This window comes from Alishewanella sp. d11 (assembly GCF_049390205.1).
Classification (GTDB): domain Bacteria; phylum Pseudomonadota; class Gammaproteobacteria; order Enterobacterales; family Alteromonadaceae; genus Alishewanella.
Genome location: NZ_CP186547.1, coordinates 490,703 through 513,791 on the forward strand (window position 1 = coordinate 490,703; position 23,089 = coordinate 513,791).

Below are 23,089 nucleotides of genomic sequence, written 5' to 3' on the forward strand. Positions count from 1 at the left end.
CAGCAGGTAGCTTAACCATGAATGTGTGGCAAAAAACAAGGTTCACTGTAGTAACAGGTTTGATGCTTAGCTTAGCAAATATGCTTGCCAGCCAGCCTCTTTATGCCAATTGGTATGAAGCAACTGGTCAAGCAAGAATTGAGCGCGGCGATGTAAACCATGCAAGACGAGCCGCAATTGAAGATGCGCTGCAACGTGCCACCCTATTTGCAGGAGCCAGACTCGAAAGTCAGCAACAGGTCATTCAAGGCATATTACAGCATCATCAGGTAACCCTAAGCAGTTCAGCAGAACTGAAGCAGGTGCAACTCATCTCCGAAACACATAGCAATCAACAAGTGTTTATTACCTTAAAAGCACACATAGTTCCAACTGCTAGCAGTTGCAATACACGCTATCGCAATACCTTACTGCTTACCGATATCCATTTAGCGGCACGACAAGATGCAATTTATGGCCAGCTTTTTCAACTCGGTGAGCACAGCAGCCGACAGCTAGCAGCGCATTTAAAAGATTTTGCACCTGCACTGCTTCTTAAACAGCAATCTCAACCACTGTTTACTGAGCAGTTAGATCTGGCCGCTGCAGAACAATTCTTTGAACAAGGCCAGCAATTTATTTTATTAGCGAATATTTATGATTTATCTTTAGGCAGCAAAGCCAGTAAATTCTGGCAGAGTAGCGTGCGTGAACGTTTTTTTGCTTTAGAAGTACAACTTTTTGACACCTTCGAACGCAGAATACGTTTTCAACGTGAATACCGCACCAGTAGCCACTGGCCTGATCAAGATAAACACACTCCTTCTAGCCATAGTATGGCATTTTGGCAAATGCCGTATGGTCAGAAAATTGATCAAACCCTAAGAGCTGTGGCACTCGACATTCAACAAGAGACACAGTGCCAGCCCTTGCTGGCAGCAATTCAACAAGTCAAGCAGCAACAAATACATATTCGACTAGGTAACATCCATGGTTTAACGGTTGGCGATCACATCAGCCTTATTCAAGTGCAACGCGATCCGCAGCATGCCAATATCCGGCGGCTGGTAGATAGCCCAATACAGTTGACCATCACCGAAGTTACCGCAGAGGGTGCTTGGGCAGCATCTGCTTCACAACAACTAATCAATCATATTCAGGTCGGTGACATTGTCAGTGTTGTGAATCGCTAAAGCATTTAGGCGAAGAGTTCACATAAATGCTTTATTCTGTTAGACTTCTCGCACCTTTGCCCCATAGTTAAATGGATATAACGGCCCCCTCCTAAGGGGCAGTTACAGGTTCGATTCCTGTTGGGGCAGCCACGGACCAGTTCAAAGACTTCCGCTAAAGCTCGCCAAAGTTCACAAACCCGCTAACATCAAAGCCTACAGGCTGGATACTTGTTCAGTTGGGTTCGGGTTAGTACTACACCAATCTGAGTCTTTAATAACACAGGATGTAACACAACACTTTTGTGTTATCAAGCTGTGTTACCAAAGGGTATAAAATGGCAATAAAAAACTTTAAGCGATAAAGAGTTGAAAACGCCAAGGCCAAAAAAACAGTATTCGCTGTACGATCTTGACGGTTTAAAGTTGATAATTTCAACCGCGGGTAGCAAGATGTGAATCTCCAGCGAACGCAACCAAGGCAAGTCCACACATTCTGAAACGACCAACCGAGCATTGCAACGAATGGGCTATAAAGGCATATTGGTATCGCATGGTTTAAGGGCGCTAACCAGTTCCACGCTAAACGAACAAAGCTTTGATCATGATGTTATAGCGGCTTCATTAGCGCACCATGATAAAAACCAAGTACGGGCAGCATATAACCGAGCAACCTATTTAGATAGTCGGAGTGTGCTAATAGCGTAGTGGAGTAATCATATTGAGGAATTGGCTACTGGTAAAATAGTAAAGGCTGGTAAGCTTGGATTAAAAGCGGTTTAGGGATTAAATATGATTGATGCAGAGTATTTAAAAAAAATTCTTAGTCTTGTTAGTGAAAAGAACTACGACGGAATTGCTAGTGACAAACTTATGGAGCAAGTTTGCAATGCTGATCTTGCAAACATATCTGATGGCGATATGAACAAATTTAAATATCACATGGATGAACTATGGCGTTCAGGTTTGATTATTGATTATTTATCTACAAATGGTGATAACTGGGGTTATCAATTTAATGATGAAGAGATGACTCTGGATTGCAAGCAGCTTTTACTATCACCTGTTGGTGGTCAATTTTATATTGAGCTTTGCACGCCAACTGGTGTTAAAAAGTTTAAAGAAGCACTTATTAAGTTTGGCCCTGTCATTGTAGAACAAGGTATTAGTGCAGCATTTAAAGTTTTTGAGAGCTAAGTTTAAGGAGTTTTTCTAAATGGAGGTTTGGATGCGTGAAAATAAAACGCTTATGCAGCTTTGGCAATTTTGGTTTGCTCTCGTTTTGCCAATATTATTGGGGCTAGGGCTTGGTATCTGGATAGATTATTATAACAACCTAACTTTTGATTTAACTAAGCATGGGTTAAATACTTTTCTAGATTATTTTAAATTACCGTTATCCCTTGCCAGCTTATCTATACCGGCAACGGCCTTGGTTGCAGCAATTCATCGCTCAGAGCAGACATTAGTAACCATACAAGAATCCAAAAGACAAAACACATTTTCTAACGCCTTAAAACATCGAGAAGAATTTATAAAACTACTTAAGGAGATGGAGACAGAGTTAGATATCACGTTTTTTGACAAGTATAAATTTTACAAAACACTTTTCAAAAACAACACCAACAACAATTTTGATAAAACCACTGATATTGACTGGTTTAACTACCAAGTTAAACAACTCACCGAGCTTACTAAACGAGCTTCAAAAGAACTTGATGATAGGCAAATCGAGGGAGTATTTGTTGACTCTTTTAAGTTATCAGATGAACTGAGCTTTAGGGTGAATATGGGTTATATAATCAACAGCCCTGATACCTTTTTTAGCAATATCAAAAACAGAGCTTGGGCAATAGCTTATGAAGAACTCAAACCCTTTAAACACTTACAATTGGCATACAGTGTAATAAATCAACTAATATACTTTTGTGAATACGATTTAGATACGGACCTGCCATTTCCAACCAACGATTACATTGCTACTTGTTTAATGGCGAAAGAAAGAGTTACACACTATGGGCGGCTTAATTAGCAAATGAAAACCTTACAGACCATTGAATGTGCAATAGCAGCGTCACTTTACCTGAGCCGACTGTAATAGAATTAAACTCCCACGCAATTAGCTGATTACACAAACAGCCTGTAAATGTTGGACAAGTTAAGTTCACAGAGTATATATTTGGAAAATTCGTTATTTAAACTCGAGATTTATCATGGAAGATCACTATTTAGCAGCTCTACACCCATCAAATGCTTGGTATCCATTTAACAGCAAGTCCAAGAGCAACGATTTATATCGTCTATCAGCTGAAGTGATCTCAAATGTTGTAGCTTATGCTCGCCAAAACCAGCTTAGCGAGCTGGAACTTAACAACACTCTAGACTACGCAAGAGATACATTTGATGGCTTAGTAAAGAGTTTTAAGCCTTTTACTGAAGTTCAAGATGATCCTAATACCTTCTGGCGGCATCAATTTACTTCAGAAGGAATTTTGTCTGATGCTAAATTTCGGCCATCCCCTACGTTTAACAATTATTTTGATGGATATGTAACAGACTACATTGCAACACCATACCTTCATACACCTGCATTAACAAACCTTCTAATTGATGCTTATCTTTATGAAGATATGGCAAATACCGTTGTTACATTTAGGAAAGCATACGATACTCTTAAAGCTCTAAATCCAAGCCATGAGTTATTTTTACATAATAGCAAACATCCATGGTTAAGATTGGTCTGGTTATTTTTCAAAGGGGTGGCCCCTTATGCGGTGGGATTTTTGGTTTATCTCTACGATGTAACGCTCCTTACTCCATATATGCTATTCGTTCTTTATTGCATTTATTCAGGGCATAAACAGAAGTCTAAAATTTCTGAGGCTTATAATGAAATTTATAAAAATACCATAAAAACATATCGCCGCTATTCATATTATCCCTTAGGCCATAATGCTAATGCGCTCTATATCGACATTTTTCAAAATTGCCCAGATGTGTACTTCCCTAAAAATCTTTATGATTTAATAGAAGTTTTAAAAGCACATCCTTATAAACTCGAAAACATTAAAAACTAGATTTTTAAATGCTTTTAAAAGGCTAATCTTCGTTAGAGTTTTCATCTTTCGGCAGCAATGCATATAGTTCATTCCTGACCAGTAGGGTAATATTGCTGATCCTATCTTGATACTGCCGAACTCTACAGCGCCATGTCTAAATCTTTATGTGTGAACACAAGCAGCTTAGGCGCGAGATTCCGCGCCACTTCGTCTTGCTCACAGCTGGGCAGACCTGTATTAGTTACAGGTGCCGTTTTTAACGCACAATACCTGGGTACAGCGAACTAATCACAAAGTGAGGGATCAGTTGTTGCGAACTAGCTACAACTACCTTAGTGCGGAAGTTAATCACTCTGGCATTAATCATAATGCCTCTTGGTCCAAACACCATAGTACCAGACAACACAAAATCAATTTGTTGTAAGGCATCTAGCTGACTATGATTGCGACTAAAGACAAAATCACCATTAGGCGTAACTTGAATGTCTCGAGTGGTTTTGAAATCTACCACACTGATGCCGAACTGCTGAAACTGATGAATAAAAGCTTCAGCTAATTGATTACCTATGATATTGGTCCGATTTAGCTCGCTATCTAAGTCTACAAAAGAAGCAACTGCAACGCGGGATTCCGTTGGAAAATGGTGAAAAGTCTCGACTAATTGCATGGCCATTTGTGCCACATAATCGTTTAGCTGTTTATTAGACTGTAAGCTGGTTACGTATTGATAAGGCACTGCCCAGCCATGTTGGCGGCTGGCTGAATTCATCGTAGTGGTGGGTAGTGGCGTAATCACCTCTTGTTGCACATGGTCGTGATGATGACGGCGTATTTCAGTCGCACAGTTGCCGCTGCTATCACAACGGGTGTAGGCATCTTCCACGCGATGATGGCTATAACACCCGGTTAATAATGCTACTAAGCCAAGCCATAGCACATTCTTTTTTATCATGGAGGTCTCCTTAAAACTCACATAGCTGTAATCTATGTTAGCTCTATTTCGACCTCATACTGAATTTCTTTAATAATCTTTCAAGGGGCTAACCTTGCTTCAGTTTTAAGCTAGCATCGTTATGCTGTTGCAAAATCGCATTGTACACCGCTGCTGGAACAAAGGTTCTTGCCGCAGAGATCACTCTTTTATTATCAATTTGAATTAACCGCGCATTCAACATGATCCCCGCCTGATGATAAGTCGCAGTGCCCGTAACGACATACTTAATTGGTAACTCGGCCGAGAGCTCATTAAAATCTCGACTTAATACAAAGTCACCTTTTTCAGTCACACGAATATAATCGGTTACTTTAAAATCCAATACGGGTACACCAAATAAATGCAAATCATAAATAATGGCTTCACTTAAATGATTGGTAAATACCGAGCCCTGCTGTAAATCGGTATCAATAAAGGCTAAATCCGTTACGGCAACCATGGCTTGCTCTTCCACCCGATGATGGTTGGCCATAAGCTCATGCACTAAATTTCGAGCATACTGGTCTAGGGTAACCACTGGTGTATGACGATAATGCTGTGTCACCGAAGCGGGAGAAAAGGCTTGTTGGTTATTAATGCGCTCTTCTCTTGCTAGCTCTCCGCGCATGCTGACGGCATTCTCAGGAACAACTTTTGCTGTTTTATTAACGGGCTGCACGCAAGCCGTCAACGCCAGCAATAATATAGAACTGGTGAAATACACTTTCATTGCCGCTCTCCGATTCGATCACTACGGTAAAAATAATTGCCACGGGTGCGCATTTTTTCTGCACTCCAAAGTACATTATCTGGAACATAATCTGTTGCTGCCGCCAGCACCTGCTGATTCACTATATCGATAAGTCTGACGTTCACAATAAAGCCATCTTCCTGCGCACTGTAGGTACCACTGAGTAACAGCCTGGCATGGTGTTGTTGTTTTAGTTCTGTCAGCTGCCGAGATAAGGCTTGCTCATGATCCGCTTGCAGCAATATTTCACGTCTTAACCGAATATCGACTGCGGCGTAACCTCGCTGCACCGCTTCAGTTAACATGCTCTCAGCCAGTTGATTGGCTAACTCAATCTCTTGCGCACTCAATTTAGACAAACTTAATGGCCTTATCGGTAAAAAACTCGTTACAGCTAACTCAGTCTGTTTCGCATGCTGGCTATTTGCTAACTCATTAAACAGCTGATTAGCTAACCGCTCAGTGTAAAACCCCAGCGATTGAGGACTTAATCCTACGGCAGAGACTTGCCGCACTGGCAGGGTAACGGTTTCATCCGGCTCATTAAAATAAGCGCAACCACCTAGCAGTACTAACATCACGCCGGCTAATGGATATCTCATAACCACCTCATTCTGGTTGTTATACTTGTTCTGCAGTAGACGCACCAAGTAACAGGCGCGCCACTTTTCATTTTACGATATAGAGCAGCAAGCAAAAACTACGCCAGAAATAAGGCTGATTTATTGACTACACACTGAAAGGATAATGAATTGCAGGATGGCTTTGATAACCCTCAACCGTAAAGTCGTCCACACTGACCCAGCTTTCAATATCGGCGAGCGTCTTGATTTCTGGATTGATGTGTAATGTAGGTGATGGGTAAGGCTGACGTTGGATCTGCAGTTTCATCAGCTCAAGTTGATTTTCATAAATGTGCGCATTGGCGATTTTATGAAATACCTTGCCGGCTTTGTGCCCCGTTATTTGAGCAACCAATGCGAGCAAGACAAAACACTGCACCTGATTGAAATTCAAGCCCAAAGGCACATCACAACTACGCTGATAAGAAGTAAGGTATAGGGTATCGCCTAACAAACTAAAAGTATGGGTGTGCATGCAAGGCCGCAAACAACCCAATTCAAACTCGCCGGGATTGTAAAATGTCAAAATTTCGCCACGGTCATCAATACCCTTGCTTAAATTCGCCACTAACTTTGCTAATTGATCTAGCTTGCTACCATCAGGTTTCAGCCAACCTCGGCCCTGTACACCATAAACTCGCCCCATATCATCTTCACCTTTACGGTGTGGGTTATTCAGCCAAGCTTGGTTTTCGTTAGCATTGGCATTCCAGGTGTTACAGCCTATGGCACGAAATTGTGCCGCATTGTCATAACCACGCAAGTACCCTAGCAGTTCAGCAATAGCGGCTTTGTAGTAGCTCTTGCGTGTGGTTAACAACGGAAACTCATTGGCGGCGACATCATACTGCAAATCGGCATTAATCACCGTCAAACAGCGGGTACCGGTGCGGGCATTATTCACCCAAACCCCTTCCTCAATAATACGCTGGCAAAGTTGTAGATATTGATTCATTTTGAAACTCCAGCCTGTTTAGCATACGTCGTCTGTTTGGACTGTTTAACCGCAAAAATGACAATGGCTAAACCGACAACGATCATGGGTAAGCACAGCCACTGCCCCATCGTCATACCCAAAGATAACACGCCTAGATGCGCATCCGGTTCACGGAAAAACTCTACAGTAAAACGTGCCACACCATAACCGATCAGAAACACGCCACCGACCACACCTGTCGCAGGCTGCATCCGGCGCACCAGCATGATCACGACAAATAGCAATAGGCCTTCTAACGCAACATGATAAAGCTGTGAAGGATGACGCCCAATATTGCCGCCAGAAGGAAACACCATGGCCCAAGGCACATCCGTTGCTCTACCCCAAAGCTCACCATTGATAAAATTACCTATTCTGCCAGCGGCTAGCCCCAGCGGCACGAGAGGCGCAACAAAGTCGCCTAAAGCAAGGTAGGTTTTATGATATTTATGAGAAAAAACGGCCATAGCAATTAACACCCCTATTAAGCCACCATGGAAAGACATCCCGCCTTCCCAAATGCGAATCATATAAAGTGGGTCTTGTAATACCTGACCAAAATTATAAAACAGGATATAGCCTAAACGCCCGCCCAAGATCACGCCGAGAAAACCATAAAAAAGTAAATCACTCACTTGCTCACTAGTCCAGCCAGAGCCAGGCTTAGCCGCAGCGCGTTGCGCCAGCCAATAAGCTAAACCAAACGCGACCAGATACATCATGCCGTACCAATGAATTTTAATCAGGCCAAGATCGAGCATGACCGGATCAATATTTGGAAAAGGAATGGGCGAACTTGACATAATAATCCTTACTGCATTTACACGCCCTTGGTGGGTCGCGAAGAATACTCATTTAAATGAACTAAGAAACGCGTGACGGTGGTTTTGCAACTTAAGCACGTAATTGAGTTAACAAGTGTTTATGCTCCAAGAAACGCTGCACTTGCAGCCGCACTTGCTTAGGCGAATGACAACAAAGTACTTCTGGTAACAATAATTCTAGATCCGCTAATTCCACCCGCCGTAACAACCATTTTATTCGTGCTAAATTGCTGCTATTCATACTAAAACGACGAAAACCCATTGCTGCAAGTAACAACACGCCCGCCGGCTCCCCTCCAAGTTCACCACAGATACTGATTGGAAACTCTAAGGCTTTTGCTTGCTGTCCCAATTGATTCAAGGCTCTTAATACCGCTGGATGTAACGCATCATAAAGATTGGCCACCCTGGCGTTGTTGCGATCTACCGCCAATAAATATTGGGTCAAATCGTTGGTGCCTACCGAACAAAAATCGACCTTCGCTGCTAATTCTGGCAACAGATATAATACAGACGGCACCTCAATCATCACGCCCACTTTCGGTTTTGCTAACGCAATACCCAGTTCATCACTCACTTCAAAACACGCTTGTTTAATTAAGCGAATGGCTTCATCCACTTCAGCAAGATCAGAGACCATCGGTAACAGAATATGCAGATTTTGATGATGAGTATTAGCCCGAATCATCGCCCTGATCTGCACTAAAAAAATCTCAGGATGATCTAAGGTTAAACGAATACCGCGCCAACCTAAAAACGGATTCTCTTCAATAATACTAAAATAGGGTAAAGCCTTATCGCCCCCAACATCCAGCGTCCGCATAACAACAGGTTTTTCCGGGTAGCTGGCTAATACTTTTTCGTATAACTCAACTTGCTCTTGTTCAGTAGGGAATTGGTTACGAATAATAAAGGGAAACTCGGTACGGTATAAACCGACACCATCGGTAAACTGCGCATTGGCATACTCCAGCTCAACCGCAAGGCCAGAGTTAACCATAAATTTAAAACGCTCACCACATTGCGACTCAGAAGGTAAACCAATCTCTTGTTGATATTGCGCGTTAAGGGCAACATCCTCACGAATTAGACGCTGGTATTCATTACAAATACTTTCAGACGGCGATAATAAAATATGTCCCTGATAACCATCAACAATGACTCGTTGCTCGTGCCAGTGCAATAACGGCAGTTCATTCACGCCCATAACCGCAGGGATGCCTAGCGCTCTGGCCATTATTGCTGCATGAGAATTAACAGAGCCTCGAAGTGAGACCACCGCAACTAACTGCTCTCTTGGTACTTCGGCTAACATTGTTGCGGTGACTTCGTCGGCGACTAACACAACCTTTTCAGGTAACTTGGCTCGACGTTGTTCGGTGTCTAAGAGATTATTTAAAACACGCTGTCCCAAATCACGAATATCCAAACCGCGTTCACGCAGATAAGGATCGTCCATATCATCAAACTGCCTGGCAAAACGCTCCACCACGCGTTTTAACGCGCTTTTAGCACACCAGCCCTCGGCAATTTGCTGTTCGATTTCTCGGCCTAAACTCGCGGCATCCAATAGTTGGTGATAAACATCAAAAATAGCTAGCGCATCAGCAGGTAAATGACTGGACATCCGTTCAGCCAGACGATTAAATTCTGCTTTGGTTATTTTGACTGCACGATAAAACAACGCCAGTTCTTTTTCTGGATCATCAGCACGTTTTAAGGAAATAGCAGAAAAATCACTCGCGGGCTCTGTAACATAGGCTTCACCTATTGCCATACCCGGCGAGCCAGGCAACCCCTGAAGTTGCGTGGCTTGCTGCAGCAGAGTTGAACTACGGCTAGCGGCATCTCGCATTTCTGCATTAGCAAGAACGGAAGCAAGTTGCACACCGAGTGTCACCAGAAAGGATTCTTCATCCTCATTAAACACCCGCTCAGCAGATTGTTGAATGGTTAACACACCCAACACTTTACGATGATGGATGATCGGGCATCCCAAAAAAGCAGAAAAGTTATCTTCGCTGACTTCAGGAGTGACTTTAAAGCGCGGGTGTAAGTGGGCTTGCGCAAGGTTTATGGGTTCTTCACGCTGGCCAACCCAGCCAATAAGGCCCTCAGAAAAACCAATAGCAACTTGGCCGACCGCGTCTTGATTTAGACCATCGGTGGCCATTAACATAAAATGTTGTTGCTGGTAATCGGCTAAATATACTGAACAGCATTCCGTGGCTAAGGCCTGCTTTACGCTACTCACGAGGCCAGAAAGAGCTTTGTTAAGTATCGGCTCTTGTGCCACATCCTGAACAATACGCCTTAACTGGCCTAGCATAGTAACCCCATTGCTCTTAATGGTATTGCCCTTACGACTAAAAGCCGTACTTCACAGTATGACTTTTAGCAGATTAACGTTTTTATTTACGTTCTACGTTTATTTGTTACGTCTCGGCGGACAAACGGCAAAGCGACCGGAGCGAATTCTTTCATAACCTTGCGATACACTTCTCTTTTAAAAGAAACCACCTGCCGCACCGGATACCAATAACTGACCCAACGCCAGCTATCAAATTCCGGATGACTGGTTTTCGCCAGATTAACATCCTCTTCCCGACAGGTAAGACGCAGTAAAAACCATTTCTGCTTCTGTCCGATACACACAGGGTTACTGTCTTTGCGGATCAACCGCTTAGGCAGTTTATAGCGTAACCAATGCTTCGTCGTTGCTATAATTTCTACATCTTCAGGTCTTAAACCGACTTCTTCATGTAGCTCGCGGAACATTGCTTCTTCGGCTGTTTCACCGTCATCAATACCGCCCTGTGGATATTGCCAGGAATGTTGGCCATATCTTTTCGCCCAAAACACCTGTCCATGGGTGTTACAAATCACTATGCCGACATTGGGTCTGAAACCCTCGGCATCGATCACACAAACCTCAAGCGTTCTAAACTTTGCTATGTAAAGGATTCTTTCACAAAGTCGTGCTCGCAGCAAACGGTATTTTTTAAAAAACCACGCCAAACTTATCCACATATGCGCAGCAAATCGACAAGTGAATGTGCACTTCTTCACAGCACCTGTGCATAAAGCTGTTATTAAGCATAAGTTAATCACTTAATAACTTAATCTTCTAGAATAACAGCGTGAAACGCTATGCTATTTTCTCTATATATTTCATAAGATTGCTTAGTTTTAACCAGATAAAAACTTTAAACCGCTATGTGCATAAGTCAGTTTGCTGTAATTTTAAGCAGCCATAAATAGAAAAAGATGCTAGGGTATGGGGAATTATTGGTTAATGTTTGTCCCTATGCTTGCCACACCCTGCTCGACCGCCGATCTACTCAACACTTGCCAACAAATAGCGGGTTTAACACTGGGCCAGTTAGCGGCTGATTTACACATTGCCGTGCCTGCTAACCTAAATAGAGATAAAGGTTGGGTGGGGCAATTAATGGAGCGAGCTTTGGGCGCAACTGCAGGCTCACAAGCACTCCCTGATTTCCCCGATCTGGGAATTGAATTGAAAACACTGCCGATTAATCAACTGGGTAAACCGTTAGAGAGCACTTATGTCTGCTTGGCGCCGCTCACCGGAGTAATTGGCCAGCAATGGCAAGACTCTTGGGTCTGCCGTAAGCTCAGCCATGTTTTGTGGTTGCCTATTTTAGCAGAGCGACACATTCCTTTAGCACAGCGCGTCATTGGCCAAGGATTTTTATGGCAGCCAAGTCTAGAGCAGCAAGCCTTGTTGCAGCAAGATTGGGAAGAGCTGATGGAGTTGATTAGTTTAGGAGGTATTGCCAAGATTCGTGGAGCACATGGAAAAGTCTTACAATTACGCCCGAAAGGCGCCGACAGTAAAGCGCTGACAAGGGCGGTTGGTGCAAATGGCGAGCCCATTCACACCCTGCCCAGAGGCTTTTACCTAAAAAGCCACTTTACTGAGGCTATTTTGCAACAGCATTTTCAATTAACTTAACGTACCGGCAAGTCAAATTTACTAAACATACGGTCTACTTCTTCCTGACTTCGTAAAGCATTGGCTTTCTCTACAACATCACGGGTTAAATGTGGTGCAAACCTCTCAATAAAATCGTACATGTAAGTTCTTAAAAAGGCCCCTTTGCGGTAACCTATTTTTGTCGTAGAGGCTTCAAATAAATGGCTAGCATCAATCATCATTAAGTCTTTATCAAGCTCAGGATCAATTGCCATCGACGCAATCACACCTACACCCAAGCCTAATCTAACATAGGTTTTAATCACATCAGCATCAGTAGCCGTAAAAACAATATGCGGCTCTAAATTTTTTGCTGCAAATGCTCGATCAAGTTCTGAGCGCCCTGTGAAACCAAACACATAAGTAACAATGGGAAAGCGAGCCACATCCTCGACCGTTACTTGCTGGTTTAGCTGAGCTAAAGGATGATCTCTACGAACAATAATGCTGCGATTCCAGTGGTAACAAGGCAACATCACCAAATCACTGTATAAGTGTAAAGCTTCAGTAGCAATTGCAAAATCAGCGTCGCCTCGAGAAGCCGCTTCAGAAATTTGCTGAGGGGTTCCTTGATGCATATGTAATGACACCCTTGGAAATTTCTGCATAAAACTACGGATCACTGGCGGAAGCGCATAGCGTGCTTGGGTATGAGTTGTAGCGATATTTAATTTGCCTTGATCAGGCAAGGTGTGCTCTTTGGCAATCGCCTTGATATTTTCAACCTTAGCTAAAATTTGCTGCGCAATCTCAATGACTTCGCGACCAGCAGGCGTCACATGCGTCAAATGTTTGCCACTGCGACCAAATACTTGGATACCTAACTCATCCTCCAGCATGCGAACTTGCTTACTAATTCCGGGCTGTGAGGTATATAAACTCTCTGCAGTGGAAGATACGTTAAGGTTATGATTCATCACTTCGACAATATAACGCAGCTGCTGTAATTTCATATTCTGACGCCTTTCATACTTTATCTGCAAATATACCGTAGTTGCTGAATATTCCAATAACTTTTTATATGAGAAATATCTATAACAAAATGTTTTAGCTAAAAGTCGTAGTTCAGTCACAAATAACACGTGGATTATGGTGCGATTTTTGCTAGTCTGATAAACAAGCTGAGTCGTTTTACAACACGTTGAAAACAGTTAAGTTGGTATAGAAACACTTTTACGATTAAGATAGCACCATGACAAAATGAAAAAGAGGTCTAAATGGTCATAGCCCTAATCATCACGCTTATCGTAGCACTGGTGATTATTGCCATTACAGTTAATGTAGTGCAACAACATCGCGAGCGGATTCAAGCACTCAAACGTGCTGAGTTTACTAAGCTTCGCCATGCACTTGAGGAGTCAGAAGAAATCCTCTTCAACGCAGCAAACGTGCCATTATCTGCGGGCGTTTCTTTAATGCTCCTCAAACGTATAGCCTATTTATTAAAAGCCATGGTCGAACTAGAACCTGGGCAGCGAGATTTAAAACATCGATTAGAAGAAACAGAAACTCGTGTGGCAACGTTAAGTAAATCAGGGGAAATCGTTGCTGATAATGTGGCGCTGCCAGATAATGATCAACAACTAATTGCAATGATCAAAGGGATCAAAAAGCTTAGAAATATGCTTAGAGCCGAGCATGCTCGTGGCCACGTTGAAACTCAGTTAGTGATTGACGAAGATCGAAGATTAGATTTGTTACAACTTAGAATTAATGTTGAAAGCCAAATAAAACGTGGTAAAAGTGCCCATTCCAACGCGATGCTGGGCTCTGCCAGACAATATTACGAAAAAGCTTTGGCTTATCTTAACGCCACAAGTCATCAAAACGACTATATTACCAATCGTATTTCTGAATCCCGTATGGCACTTGAAGAAATTACTCAAGAATTAAAACAGGGCAATGCTAAAGATATTGCCAAACGTGGTGAGAAAGATAACAAAGACATTGACGAGTTATTTGCACCAAAACGCAAATGGTAATCTGCTTTAATACGTTATAACAGCGGGTAGCCAGCATGCTCTACCCGCCGTAACACACTTAGCTACTTATCTGTAACGACCCAACGACCTTGCTCATACCAAGCTGACCAACCTGTCGCCTTGCCTTCCTTCTCTGTCATAACATATTGCTGCTTTGTTTTTCGGCTCCAGCGCACTATAGCAGGATTGCCGGCCGGATCAGTAGCTGGTGCATCCGCAAGATAATAAAACTTAGGCGAAAGCAGTTCGCGATAGCGTTTTAATTCACTGACCAATGGCGCGCGGGTTTCGCGTGATTTCGGGAAAGTCGCAGCCGCTAAAAATAGCCCTGCAGCGCCATCACGTAACACAAAGTAAGTATCTGATTTTTCGCATTTCAACTCTGGCAGATGCACTGGATCTTCTTTTGGCGGCGCCGCCTCACCATTACGCAGTAACTTACGGGTATTTTTACAATCCGTATTGGTACAACCAAAATACTTGCCAAAGCGGCCTGACTTTAACTGCATTTGCGCGCCACATTTATCACATTCAATTTCCGGGCCTTCATAGCCTTTTAACTTGAAGCTACCGTCTTCGACCAGATAACCATCACACTGCGGATTATTACCGCAAACGTGTAGCTTACGATGTTCATCTATCAAATAACTGTCCATAGCGGTGCCGCATTTAATGCAGCGCTTCTTGTTGCGAAGTACCTCTGTTTCATGCTCTTCATCGGCAACATTCACCGCTTCCTCGCCAGATACCAAATTCATGGTTGTAGTACAACGTTCTTTCGGTGGCAGGTTATAGCCTGAACAGCCAAGGAACACCCCTGTGGAGGCGGTTCTAATACCCATTTGTCGGCCACAGGTAGGGCAGCTAATATCCGTTAAAACAAACTGATTTACGCGCATGCCGCCGTGTTCTGGATCTAACTCAGCCGTTTTTAACTTGCTACTAAAGCCTTGATAGAATTCGTCAAGCTCTTGACGCCAACTGAGCTGCCCCTTGGCAATATCGTCCAGTTTCAATTCCATGTTGGCCGTAAAATCGTAATTCATCAAGTCATCAAAATTCTCAACCAGCCGGTCGGTGACGATCTCACCCATTTTCTCCGCATAAAAACGCTTATTTTCAACGCGGACGTAGCCACGCTCTTGAATGGTTGAAATAATAGCGGCATAAGTCGATGGCCGCCCAATACCGCGTTTTTCTAACTCTTTTACTAAACTCGCTTCGCTAAACCGAGCAGGTGGCTTAGTAAAATGCTGGGCTGCATTTAAGTCTGCCAGTTTCAATACTTCACCCGCTTTCACATCTGGCAATTCGTTTTCTTCATCCCCTTTACGTTTTATGGCTGGTTGTACCTTAGTCCAACCATCGAAACGTAACACGCGGCCTTTGGCTTTTAATTCATAATCGGCTGCTGCCACAGTGATATTGGTGACATCATATAACGCAGGTGGCATTTGACAGGCAACAAATTGCCGCCAAATCAGTTCATACAGCTTACGGGCATCTTGCTCCATATCGCTTAAATCAGAAGCAAGCACCGATACATCTGAAGGTCTTACAGCTTCGTGAGCTTCTTGCGCATTGGCTTTACTGCCATAACTTAATGGCTCTGCCGGCAAATAAGCCTGACCAAACTTCTTAGCAATATAATCACGACAGTTTGCGACCGCTTCCGTACTTAAATTGGTCGAATCGGTTCGCATATAGGTGATATGGCCCGCTTCGTATAAACGCTGCGCCAGCATCATGGTTTTCTTTACGCCATAACCCAAGCGTGTACTCGCGGCTTGCTGCAAAGTAGAGGTAATAAATGGCGCTTGTGGCTTACTGCTGCTAGGTTTATCTTCCCGCTCTACCACACGATAATCAGCGGCTTTTAACGCAGCGAGTGCCTGATCAGCCTCAGCTTTGTTAATTGGACTGAATGTTTTGCCTAAGTATTTTTGCACGGCAAGCTGCAACGGCTGCTTGGCAGACGTTAAGGTGTCGGCCGCTATCGTCCAATATTCCTCTGGCACAAAGGCTTTTATTTCACGTTCACGCTCAACAACCAGCCTTACCGCGACAGACTGAACTCGACCAGCAGAAAGCCCTCTTGCCACTTTTTTCCACAGTAAAGGGGAAACCATAAAACCGACAACCCGATCCAAGAAACGGCGTGCTTGCTGAGCATCTACCTGGTCTAAATTCAGTTTTCCCGGTTCATGGAAGGCTTGCGTAATGGCATTTTTAGTAATTTCGTTAAACACCACGCGTTTAAATTTCGCATCATCGCCACCGATAATTTCTCGTAAGTGCCAAGCAATGGCCTCTCCTTCACGGTCTAAGTCCGTTGCGAGGTAAACGGTATCGGCTTTTTCAGCCAGCGCTTTCAGTTCTTTAACGACTTTTTCTTTGCCCGGTAAAATTTCATAGCGCGCTTTCCAGCCATTGGCAGGGTCAATGCCCATGCGATCGACTAACGCCTGATAGTCCTTTTGCTCTTTAGTCAGCGTTTTATCCGCAGTTTTGCTTTTATCTTTAGTGCTGCTGGTGGGCAGATCACGAATATGCCCAACACTGGATTTAACAATAAAGTCATTACCCAGATATTTATTGATGGTTTTTGCTTTTGCCGGAGATTCGACTATTACCAGTGATTTCGCCATTTTTAACCCAAAGATCCTTTAATCCAGCGCCATCAGTTTAGCGCCCTTTTTAAACGTATATCCGCAAACCGCAGTTGTGACAAGAGCATAAGTTGATTATTATGCCTTTTGGCCTGCTTTTTCATTGAGTTTGGCCAAACACTACTCAAAAAAATGAAGCATAACATCATGCGGCCGTAAAAATAACAAAAACAGTGTCGCAACTAGATAAGGATAATATAAATGCAAGCTTATGAAGCAAATTTCGACGGTTTAGTGGGTCCTACCCACAATTATGCCGGTTTATCACTCGGCAATGTAGCCTCGCTTAATAATGCCCGTAATCATTCAAGCCCAAAGCAGGCCGCAAAGCAAGGTCTGCAAAAAATGAAGGCCTTGCATGATCTCGGTATGGTACAAGGGGTGTTAGCACCACAAGAAAGGCCTGATCTAAATGCATTACGACGTTTAGGTTTTACGGGTTCAGATAGTGAAGTGATTCGCGCTGCAGCTGACCAAGCACCTGAAATTTTAAGGGCCGTTTGCTCAGCCTCTAGTATGTGGACAGCAAATGCCGCTACCGTATCGCCAAGCGCTGATACTGCGGATGGCCGTGTGCATTTTACGCCTGCCAACTTAACCAATAAATTTCACCGCTCGTTAGAACCGACAACAACAGGTCGGATCTTAAAAGCGATGTTTGCTAACGAGCAGTATTTTGCCCATCACCAACATCTGCCAGATAATGATCACTTTGGCGATGAAGGTGCGGCAAACCATACAAGGCTTTGTAGCGATTATGCCAAAAGTGGCGTAGAACTCTTTGTTTATGGCCGCTACGCCTTTGATAATAATAAACCTGCTCCACAGCGTTTTCCTGCTCGCCAAACCTTAGAGGCAAGCCAAGCGGTCGCAAGGCTACATGGCTTAAGTGAAGCCAATACGGTTTTCTTACAGCAAAACCCTGCCGTGATCGATCAAGGTGTATTCCATAACGATGTTATTGCGGTCGGCAATCGTAATGTGTTGTTTTTCCACGAACAAGCCTTTTTAAATACCCAACAAGGCTTACAAGAGATTCAACGCAAGTTTGGTGATAGTTCACCCTTGCACTTTATTGAAGTTGCCAATAAGCAAGTCTCGGTCGCCGATGCCATCAGTAGCTATTTGTTTAATACGCAGCTGATTAATTTACCGAACGACGAAATGGTCATTATTGCCCCAACCGAATGCCAAGAAAACCCTGCGGTTTATCGCTATTTAACTGAGCTTTGCCAGCAAAATACGCCAATCAAGCAAGTTAAATACTTTGATGTAAAACAGAGTATGCAAAACGGTGGCGGGCCAGCATGTTTACGCTTACGTGTTGTTTTAAATGAGCAAGAGCGTGCAGCGGTTAACCCTGCGGTACTTATGAACGATCAGCTATTTATCACCTTAAATACTTGGGTAGATAAGCATTATCGTGACAGATTAACTGAAGCAGACTTAGCGGATCCACAGTTAGTCATTGAAAGCCGTTCGGCTTTAGATGAGCTAACGCAAATCCTCAAGTTAGGTTCGGTTTATCAGTTCCAACGTGTTTAAAGTTTATTCTTTGTGCTAAATAGAAAAGCCCCGAAAGGGGCTTTTTATTTTTGTGAACGCCCCACGACTTCGCTTCGCTCTGCTCACGGCGTTTTCTCTGTTTTATACGATAAAAAAACCACTGCTGAGCAGTGGTTTTTACATTAAGGATTACCTAAACATCCTAACGAATTTACTACAAGTCATCAGCAACCGGGATGGACTTACCGCTAACTAAACCTGATGGCGAAGTCACATTGATAGATAAGAATCCATTCTGACGCTCATTCCCCCCTGTTGCAGGCTCTCTGGTTAAGCCAAAGAAGATACTTAAAGGCACTCGGCTTGTGGTATTAGGGAAAGTAAAGCTATCCGTTCCAAATAACACACCGTTGTCTGTAGAAACATCTACCGTTGTTCCAGCAGGTAACGGATTATTATAAATATCCGCAATATACAACCTTAAGCTCACTGAAGATGCCTGACCTGAACTTAAATCCACGGCGGACACTTCACACATTCTTCTGCTACTCGCATCAGATTGCACTTCTAAAGCAAAGGCACTTGTAGGATCTGCATTGATCCTTACTGGCGTAGCCGTAACACCTGGTATGGCAGCACAATCAGCTGCATAGGTAACCAAACGGAAATAAGCCTCATCACCAGACATAATTATTTCTTGATTCTGGAAAACATTTACCAAATCACGTGAGCATCGTCCTAAATCAGCATCTTCTTGTCGACATAGCAAGCCATCGTATAATCCATTAGCTGCTCCAAAGGAACCATCAGAGTTAAAATCAATAAACTCTTCAAACTCATCGCCATTGGAGTTAGCAGGAGAGCAAGGATCACTAAGATCCCCAGGAAGGCAAGCTTTACCACCAAAAACACCATCTTCGTTATGATCGGTAAAAGCTTCTGTTAAATCATAAGCAAGAACAAACTCACCTTGATCAAAGCGACCGTTGCCATTTAAGTCAGAGAAGGATTCTTGACCGATGGCATAGGCAGTAATTGTCGCGCGACCACCTAATGGCCGGTCAACCGTTAAATCATTGTTTACAATACCGAATGGACAAGGTTTACCTGCATCACACTTACCAAAAATTGTGTTTGCATAATTAACTGCCGTGAACGGCCGCGGATTCTGCGAATTCCACTTGACACTGCAGCGACCATTCTCAGTATTACACTGTGACTCAATAGAACCACCTTCCGCAATAAAGTTTACAACTGTGCCATCAGGTACTGGATTATTAAAGTGATCGGCAAGGAAAACCGTCACATCAACCTCATTACCATCAGTACCCAAGCCACTTACGTTAAAAGCAGAACGTGACAATGAGAAGCTATTCTGATCAGCAAGGCCAGTACTAACACTCATCGCGTCAGAAGGAGCTGTAACCACTACCGTTGAACCGCCGACGGTTTGTTCACTGCGAGCTAAAACTCTTACAGGAGTTGGCACTATACCTGAACGTACTACAGTTTGAACAATACCTTCAGCATTGGTAAATCCTGACAGCTGGGCTAACTCTAAGCCACCAACACTGGTACTTAACGAGAATCCAACCTCTCTACCAGCTATTGGGTTACCATTAGCATCAACCAAGCGGAATCTAACTACAGAAGTTTCTGTGCGATTTGCACCGCCAGTACCTTTTAATGCTAATAAAGGTGCTGATACGTCAAGGAACTCTATAGATCCTAGCTGAGCTTCAGATACATTAACCGTCACAGTTCCGCTCACCGTATTCCCACCAGTAATCACGGTTGCAGTAATCAAGTCAGAGCCAACACAACCCGCAGCACGATAAGTGGAACGAGCAACACCGCCTATGCTAGTAACAACACCATCGATCACCGCTAAATCAGCTTGAACGCAACCAGAAGTAAACTCAACGGTAAGTGGAGGATTATAAAGTACGCCATTACGAGTAATTTCTACCGAGATCAATGCCGTTGAACCCGCTGAAAGTGTCTGGTTAACTCCTAAACTAGAAGTAACAGAAATTTCTACCTCAACGGCACCTATCTCAAACGCTTTAACTCTATTGGTGTTTATGGCTGTAACGGTAACCTCACCTGCACCAACATCTCGACCTGCAACTAAATCTAACAGCGCAATGCCGTTAATATCGGTAATAGCTGTACCTGTTCTTGGACTAATAGCTCCCAAAGTAGTTTCAGCAGACACTAAAGTTTGAGCTAAAGGCGTATTTGAGCCTTCGCGAGTAACTTCTATAAACAATATGCCAGGTTGCTCAGCAGAGATACTGGTTGTTTCTGTACAGTTGGCTGGATTTCGATTTGTTCTAAAATCAGCTGGGCAATTCGTTAATAAACGGAAATTCACTGCAGCAACAACTTGGCTAGGATCGACTTCATCTCCTCTGGTATAAAAACCAATAGATTCTGACACGCCTTCATATTGTGCCGTAACCGTTCCTGCACCTTCTGCTGTACCCGCTGCAAAATTAATCCTTGCTACACCAGAAGCATCCGTTAATGCAGTACCTGCAGCCGGACGTAAATTCCCTAAAGTAGAATTAAAGCTAACAACTTTGTTAATCACAGGTTGGCCTTGATCATCAAGAACTGTAGCAACAATTTGACCTGGGTTATTTGCAGCAATCTCACTTGTTACTGTATTTGTGACAGAGGAAATCAACTGTAAATCTATGGAGAAAGCAGGAGAAGTGCCAGGGACAGGAGTATCCCCTGCACTGCTGAACGTAAAGGTATCACTGGATAGCGTAACCCCACCATCGGTAACAAAATTAGCTATAATCTCACCCGCTCCAGCTACAAAACCAGCTCTTAGATCTAACCATGCTTCACCATTAGCATTTGTCATTACACGCCCAGATGTAGGGTTAAGCAAACCAGCGAATCGATTTTCAACTGTAACAAGTTTAAATGGTGCTGCAATGCCGCCTTGAGTCAATGTGACTAACACTTTTCTTGGGTTATTGAAGTCAACAGTACGAACCTCTAACCGGTCGTTTTCGTTATCGACTAATTGCACTGAGACACTGGTTTCAGCTGATTGATCACCACTTGATTCGAACACATAACCAAGCGAAGAAATTGTTTCATCTACAGCCTCATAAGTAGCGGTAACCATACCAGCGCCTGCCACATTACCTGCAAACAAATTCAGTACAGCAACTCCGTTATTATCAGTTCTTGCAGTTCCAATAGAAGGTATTAATTCACCTACCTCATTAACTAATTCAAATTTAACTAATTGATTAGATAAGACTGTACCATCAAAAGTTAATGTGGCAACAAGTTGGCCTTGAGCGTTTTTACTAACAGAACGTGTGGGATTATTATTGTTATCACGCATTTCTAAAGTTAAACGATACTGACTTATAACCTCATCACCAGCAGTCGTAAAACCTAAACTTTGTGAACGAGCTTGATATCTTGCTTCAATACTACCTGCACCTTGAACAGTTCCTGCTGTTAACCTTATGGTGGCTTCACCATCTTCATTCGTCAGGGCAGTACCAAATGCAGGCTGAATTCGTCCAAGCGAAGAGCTAAAAGATATCACCTGACCTCTCACTGGCTGCCCCAAGCTATTGGTTACAACAGCCTTGACAACCCCTGGTGTAGCATTTGAAATCTGACTAATCATGACGCCATCAGAATTTGTCATAGAAAGACTAATATTAAATGCAGTACTGTCACCCTGTGCAGGTGAATCGCCAGCTGTCGTAAACACATAAGGAGAAGCTGTTATGGTTTGCTGAGAAGATAAAGAGAAGTTCGCCGTTATAGAGCTTGCACCCGCTACATTGCCAGCAATAACGTCAATCCTCGCAATACCGTTTGCGTCAGTCATCGCTGAGCCATTACCTGGATTAAGTACGCCTAGAGCACCCAACTGAAAATTGATTAATTGAAATGCCGCAGGAGAGCCATCAATTAAGAGTCTTGCTTCAGCGATTGCAGGGGAGAAATGAGATACTTCACGAGTGTTAGTGCCATCATGCTTAGTCAGTGTTACTGAAAGCTGAGCATTTAAACCCGCGGATACTACAGCATCAAAAACAAAAGGATTTGAGGTAACCACCTGAGTAGAAGAAGCATCAAAACGGGCAGTTACTTGACCAGACCCGGCATTTGCGCCAGGCAACAGCTGAATAGTTGCAATTCCACTTGCATCAGTTCTTGCGGTACCCCCTGTTGGTGATAACACCCCAACATTACCGTCTAAATTAAAACGAATGAGCTGATTCGAAAAAGGTTGACCATTTCGACGTAAGGTCGCTCTAAGCGTTCCAGGCTCAGAAGCACTTACTTGCCTGACTTCTTGTCCTGATGAATTTAGTAGTACCAAGGATAACTGAAAATTATCCTGCGAAGAACCTCCGCCGTTATTCGTACCACCACTTTCTAGAGTACCGCCACCACCACACGCTGACAATAATGTGGCAAAAAACCCAAACATTAAGTATTGGATCAACCGCATGAAACTCTCCCTAGTATTATAAAATAGTTCACATCTATATCTTATATTAAACTAATAATTAAGTTGCTGGC

Annotated in this window: 18 protein-coding genes and 1 tRNA gene; 9 read left to right on the plus strand and 10 right to left on the minus strand. The window is 43.3% G+C overall.

The window, feature by feature from the left end; genetic code table 11:
- Positions 1 to 17: 17 nt before the first annotated feature.
- The 6 genes from ACO1PK_RS02420 to ACO1PK_RS02445 all read left to right on the plus strand — a co-directional run bounded on the left by ACO1PK_RS02420 (position 18) and on the right by ACO1PK_RS02445 (position 4,228).
- Complete coding sequence (locus ACO1PK_RS02420; protein WP_423187094.1) at positions 18 to 1,172, plus strand: flagellar assembly protein T N-terminal domain-containing protein; 1,155 nt, start codon at positions 18 to 20, stop codon at positions 1,170 to 1,172.
- A 57-nt stretch (positions 1,173 to 1,229) separates the two neighbouring features.
- Positions 1,230 to 1,304, plus strand: a tRNA-Arg gene (locus ACO1PK_RS02425).
- 306 nt (positions 1,305 to 1,610) lie between these two features.
- Complete coding sequence (locus ACO1PK_RS02430) at positions 1,611 to 1,859, plus strand: tyrosine-type recombinase/integrase (RefSeq protein WP_423188259.1); 249 nt, start codon at positions 1,611 to 1,613, stop codon at positions 1,857 to 1,859.
- An 84-nt stretch (positions 1,860 to 1,943) separates the two neighbouring features.
- On the plus strand, positions 1,944 to 2,348 hold the full coding sequence (locus ACO1PK_RS02435; protein ID WP_423187095.1) for a hypothetical protein: 405 nt from the start codon (positions 1,944 to 1,946) through the stop codon (positions 2,346 to 2,348).
- Positions 2,349 to 2,379: 31 nt separating this feature from the next.
- Positions 2,380 to 3,183: a hypothetical protein gene (locus ACO1PK_RS02440; RefSeq protein ID WP_423187096.1), complete on the plus strand. Its 804-nt coding sequence runs from the start codon at positions 2,380 to 2,382 to the stop codon at positions 3,181 to 3,183.
- Positions 3,184 to 3,364: 181 nt separating this feature from the next.
- Positions 3,365 to 4,228, plus strand: coding sequence for a hypothetical protein (locus ACO1PK_RS02445; RefSeq protein ID WP_423187097.1), 864 nt, complete (start codon positions 3,365 to 3,367; stop codon positions 4,226 to 4,228).
- Between the two features lie 238 nt (positions 4,229 to 4,466).
- Here the strand turns inward: ACO1PK_RS02445 and ACO1PK_RS02450 are convergent, their stop codons facing one another.
- The 7 genes from ACO1PK_RS02450 to rppH form a co-directional block, all read right to left on the minus strand.
- Positions 4,467 to 5,162 (minus strand): FlgO family outer membrane protein, encoded by a 696-nt coding sequence (locus tag ACO1PK_RS02450; RefSeq protein WP_423187098.1) that lies wholly within the window; start codon positions 5,160 to 5,162, stop codon positions 4,467 to 4,469.
- An 88-nt stretch (positions 5,163 to 5,250) separates the two neighbouring features.
- Complete coding sequence (locus ACO1PK_RS02455; protein ID WP_423187099.1) at positions 5,251 to 5,913, minus strand: FlgO family outer membrane protein; 663 nt, start codon at positions 5,911 to 5,913, stop codon at positions 5,251 to 5,253.
- Positions 5,910 to 6,536 carry a FlgO family outer membrane protein gene (locus tag ACO1PK_RS02460; RefSeq protein WP_423187100.1) on the minus strand — a complete coding sequence of 209 codons (627 nt, stop codon included), beginning with the start codon at positions 6,534 to 6,536 and terminating at the stop codon, positions 5,910 to 5,912. The genes ACO1PK_RS02455 and ACO1PK_RS02460 overlap by 4 nt, the downstream gene beginning before the upstream one ends.
- A 127-nt stretch (positions 6,537 to 6,663) precedes the next feature.
- Positions 6,664 to 7,512 (minus strand): thymidylate synthase, encoded by an 849-nt coding sequence (locus tag ACO1PK_RS02465; protein ID WP_423187101.1) that lies wholly within the window; start codon positions 7,510 to 7,512, stop codon positions 6,664 to 6,666.
- Complete coding sequence (gene lgt / locus ACO1PK_RS02470) at positions 7,509 to 8,336, minus strand: prolipoprotein diacylglyceryl transferase (RefSeq protein WP_423187102.1); 828 nt, start codon at positions 8,334 to 8,336, stop codon at positions 7,509 to 7,511. The genes ACO1PK_RS02465 and lgt overlap by 4 nt, the downstream gene beginning before the upstream one ends.
- Before the next feature lie 91 nt (positions 8,337 to 8,427).
- Positions 8,428 to 10,686 (minus strand): phosphoenolpyruvate--protein phosphotransferase, encoded by a 2,259-nt coding sequence (gene ptsP / locus ACO1PK_RS02475; RefSeq protein ID WP_423187103.1) that lies wholly within the window; start codon positions 10,684 to 10,686, stop codon positions 8,428 to 8,430.
- 86 nt (positions 10,687 to 10,772) lie between these two features.
- Positions 10,773 to 11,282, minus strand: a complete 510-nt coding sequence (gene rppH / locus ACO1PK_RS02480) for an RNA pyrophosphohydrolase (protein ID WP_423187104.1) — start codon at positions 11,280 to 11,282, stop codon at positions 10,773 to 10,775.
- Positions 11,283 to 11,664: 382 nt separating this feature from the next.
- On the opposite strand from rppH, the gene mutH reads away from it, so the two are divergent.
- Complete coding sequence (mutH, locus tag ACO1PK_RS02485) at positions 11,665 to 12,336, plus strand: DNA mismatch repair endonuclease MutH (RefSeq protein ID WP_423188260.1); 672 nt, start codon at positions 11,665 to 11,667, stop codon at positions 12,334 to 12,336.
- Here the strand turns inward: mutH and cysB are convergent.
- A complete protein-coding gene (gene cysB / locus ACO1PK_RS02490) occupies positions 12,333 to 13,310 on the minus strand; it encodes an HTH-type transcriptional regulator CysB (RefSeq protein ID WP_423187105.1) in 978 nt (325 codons plus the stop codon). The genes mutH and cysB overlap by 4 nt on opposite strands.
- Before the next feature lie 264 nt (positions 13,311 to 13,574).
- Between cysB and ACO1PK_RS02495 the strand changes: the two genes are divergently transcribed.
- Positions 13,575 to 14,339, plus strand: a complete 765-nt coding sequence (locus ACO1PK_RS02495; RefSeq protein ID WP_423187106.1) for a hypothetical protein — start codon at positions 13,575 to 13,577, stop codon at positions 14,337 to 14,339.
- Between the two features lie 62 nt (positions 14,340 to 14,401).
- Here the strand turns inward: ACO1PK_RS02495 and topA are convergent, their stop codons facing one another.
- Positions 14,402 to 16,987 (minus strand): type I DNA topoisomerase, encoded by a 2,586-nt coding sequence (topA, locus tag ACO1PK_RS02500; RefSeq protein WP_423187107.1) that lies wholly within the window; start codon positions 16,985 to 16,987, stop codon positions 14,402 to 14,404.
- A 222-nt stretch (positions 16,988 to 17,209) separates the two neighbouring features.
- On the opposite strand from topA, the gene astB reads away from it, so the two are divergent.
- The gene (astB, locus tag ACO1PK_RS02505) at positions 17,210 to 18,553 is read left to right on the plus strand and encodes an N-succinylarginine dihydrolase (protein WP_423187108.1); all 1,344 of its coding nucleotides are present in this window, start codon (positions 17,210 to 17,212) and stop codon (positions 18,551 to 18,553) included.
- Between the two features lie 175 nt (positions 18,554 to 18,728).
- On the opposite strand, the gene ACO1PK_RS02510 is transcribed toward astB, so the two are convergent.
- Positions 18,729 to 23,018 carry an Ig domain-containing protein gene (locus ACO1PK_RS02510; RefSeq protein WP_423187109.1) on the minus strand — a complete coding sequence of 1,430 codons (4,290 nt, stop codon included), beginning with the start codon at positions 23,016 to 23,018 and terminating at the stop codon, positions 18,729 to 18,731.
- Between the last annotated feature and the right edge of the window lie 71 nt (positions 23,019 to 23,089).

Excerpts from the sequence above, each read along its gene's own strand:
- lgt (WP_423187102.1), bottom strand. The coding sequence starts at position 8,336 with ATGTCAAGTTCGCCCATTCCTTTTCCAAATATTGATCCGGTCATGCTC.
- ACO1PK_RS02495 (WP_423187106.1), top strand. The coding sequence starts at position 13,575 with ATGGTCATAGCCCTAATCATCACGCTTATCGTAGCACTGGTGATTATT.
- ACO1PK_RS02460 (WP_423187100.1), bottom strand. The coding sequence starts at position 6,536 with ATGAGATATCCATTAGCCGGCGTGATGTTAGTACTGCTAGGTGGTTGC.
- ACO1PK_RS02440 (WP_423187096.1), top strand. The coding sequence starts at position 2,380 with ATGCGTGAAAATAAAACGCTTATGCAGCTTTGGCAATTTTGGTTTGCT.
- ACO1PK_RS02435 (WP_423187095.1), top strand. The coding sequence starts at position 1,944 with ATGATTGATGCAGAGTATTTAAAAAAAATTCTTAGTCTTGTTAGTGAA.
- cysB (WP_423187105.1), bottom strand. The coding sequence starts at position 13,310 with ATGAAATTACAGCAGCTGCGTTATATTGTCGAAGTGATGAATCATAAC.
- topA (WP_423187107.1), bottom strand. The coding sequence starts at position 16,987 with ATGGCGAAATCACTGGTAATAGTCGAATCTCCGGCAAAAGCAAAAACC.
- mutH (WP_423188260.1), top strand. The coding sequence starts at position 11,665 with ATGCTTGCCACACCCTGCTCGACCGCCGATCTACTCAACACTTGCCAA.
- ptsP (WP_423187103.1), bottom strand. The coding sequence starts at position 10,686 with ATGCTAGGCCAGTTAAGGCGTATTGTTCAGGATGTGGCACAAGAGCCG.
- ACO1PK_RS02455 (WP_423187099.1), bottom strand. The coding sequence starts at position 5,913 with ATGAAAGTGTATTTCACCAGTTCTATATTATTGCTGGCGTTGACGGCT.
- ACO1PK_RS02465 (WP_423187101.1), bottom strand. The coding sequence starts at position 7,512 with ATGAATCAATATCTACAACTTTGCCAGCGTATTATTGAGGAAGGGGTT.
- astB (WP_423187108.1), top strand. The coding sequence starts at position 17,210 with ATGCAAGCTTATGAAGCAAATTTCGACGGTTTAGTGGGTCCTACCCAC.
- ACO1PK_RS02510 (WP_423187109.1), bottom strand. The coding sequence starts at position 23,018 with ATGCGGTTGATCCAATACTTAATGTTTGGGTTTTTTGCCACATTATTG.
- ACO1PK_RS02445 (WP_423187097.1), top strand. The coding sequence starts at position 3,365 with ATGGAAGATCACTATTTAGCAGCTCTACACCCATCAAATGCTTGGTAT.
- ACO1PK_RS02450 (WP_423187098.1), bottom strand. The coding sequence starts at position 5,162 with ATGATAAAAAAGAATGTGCTATGGCTTGGCTTAGTAGCATTATTAACC.
- ACO1PK_RS02420 (WP_423187094.1), top strand. The coding sequence starts at position 18 with ATGAATGTGTGGCAAAAAACAAGGTTCACTGTAGTAACAGGTTTGATG.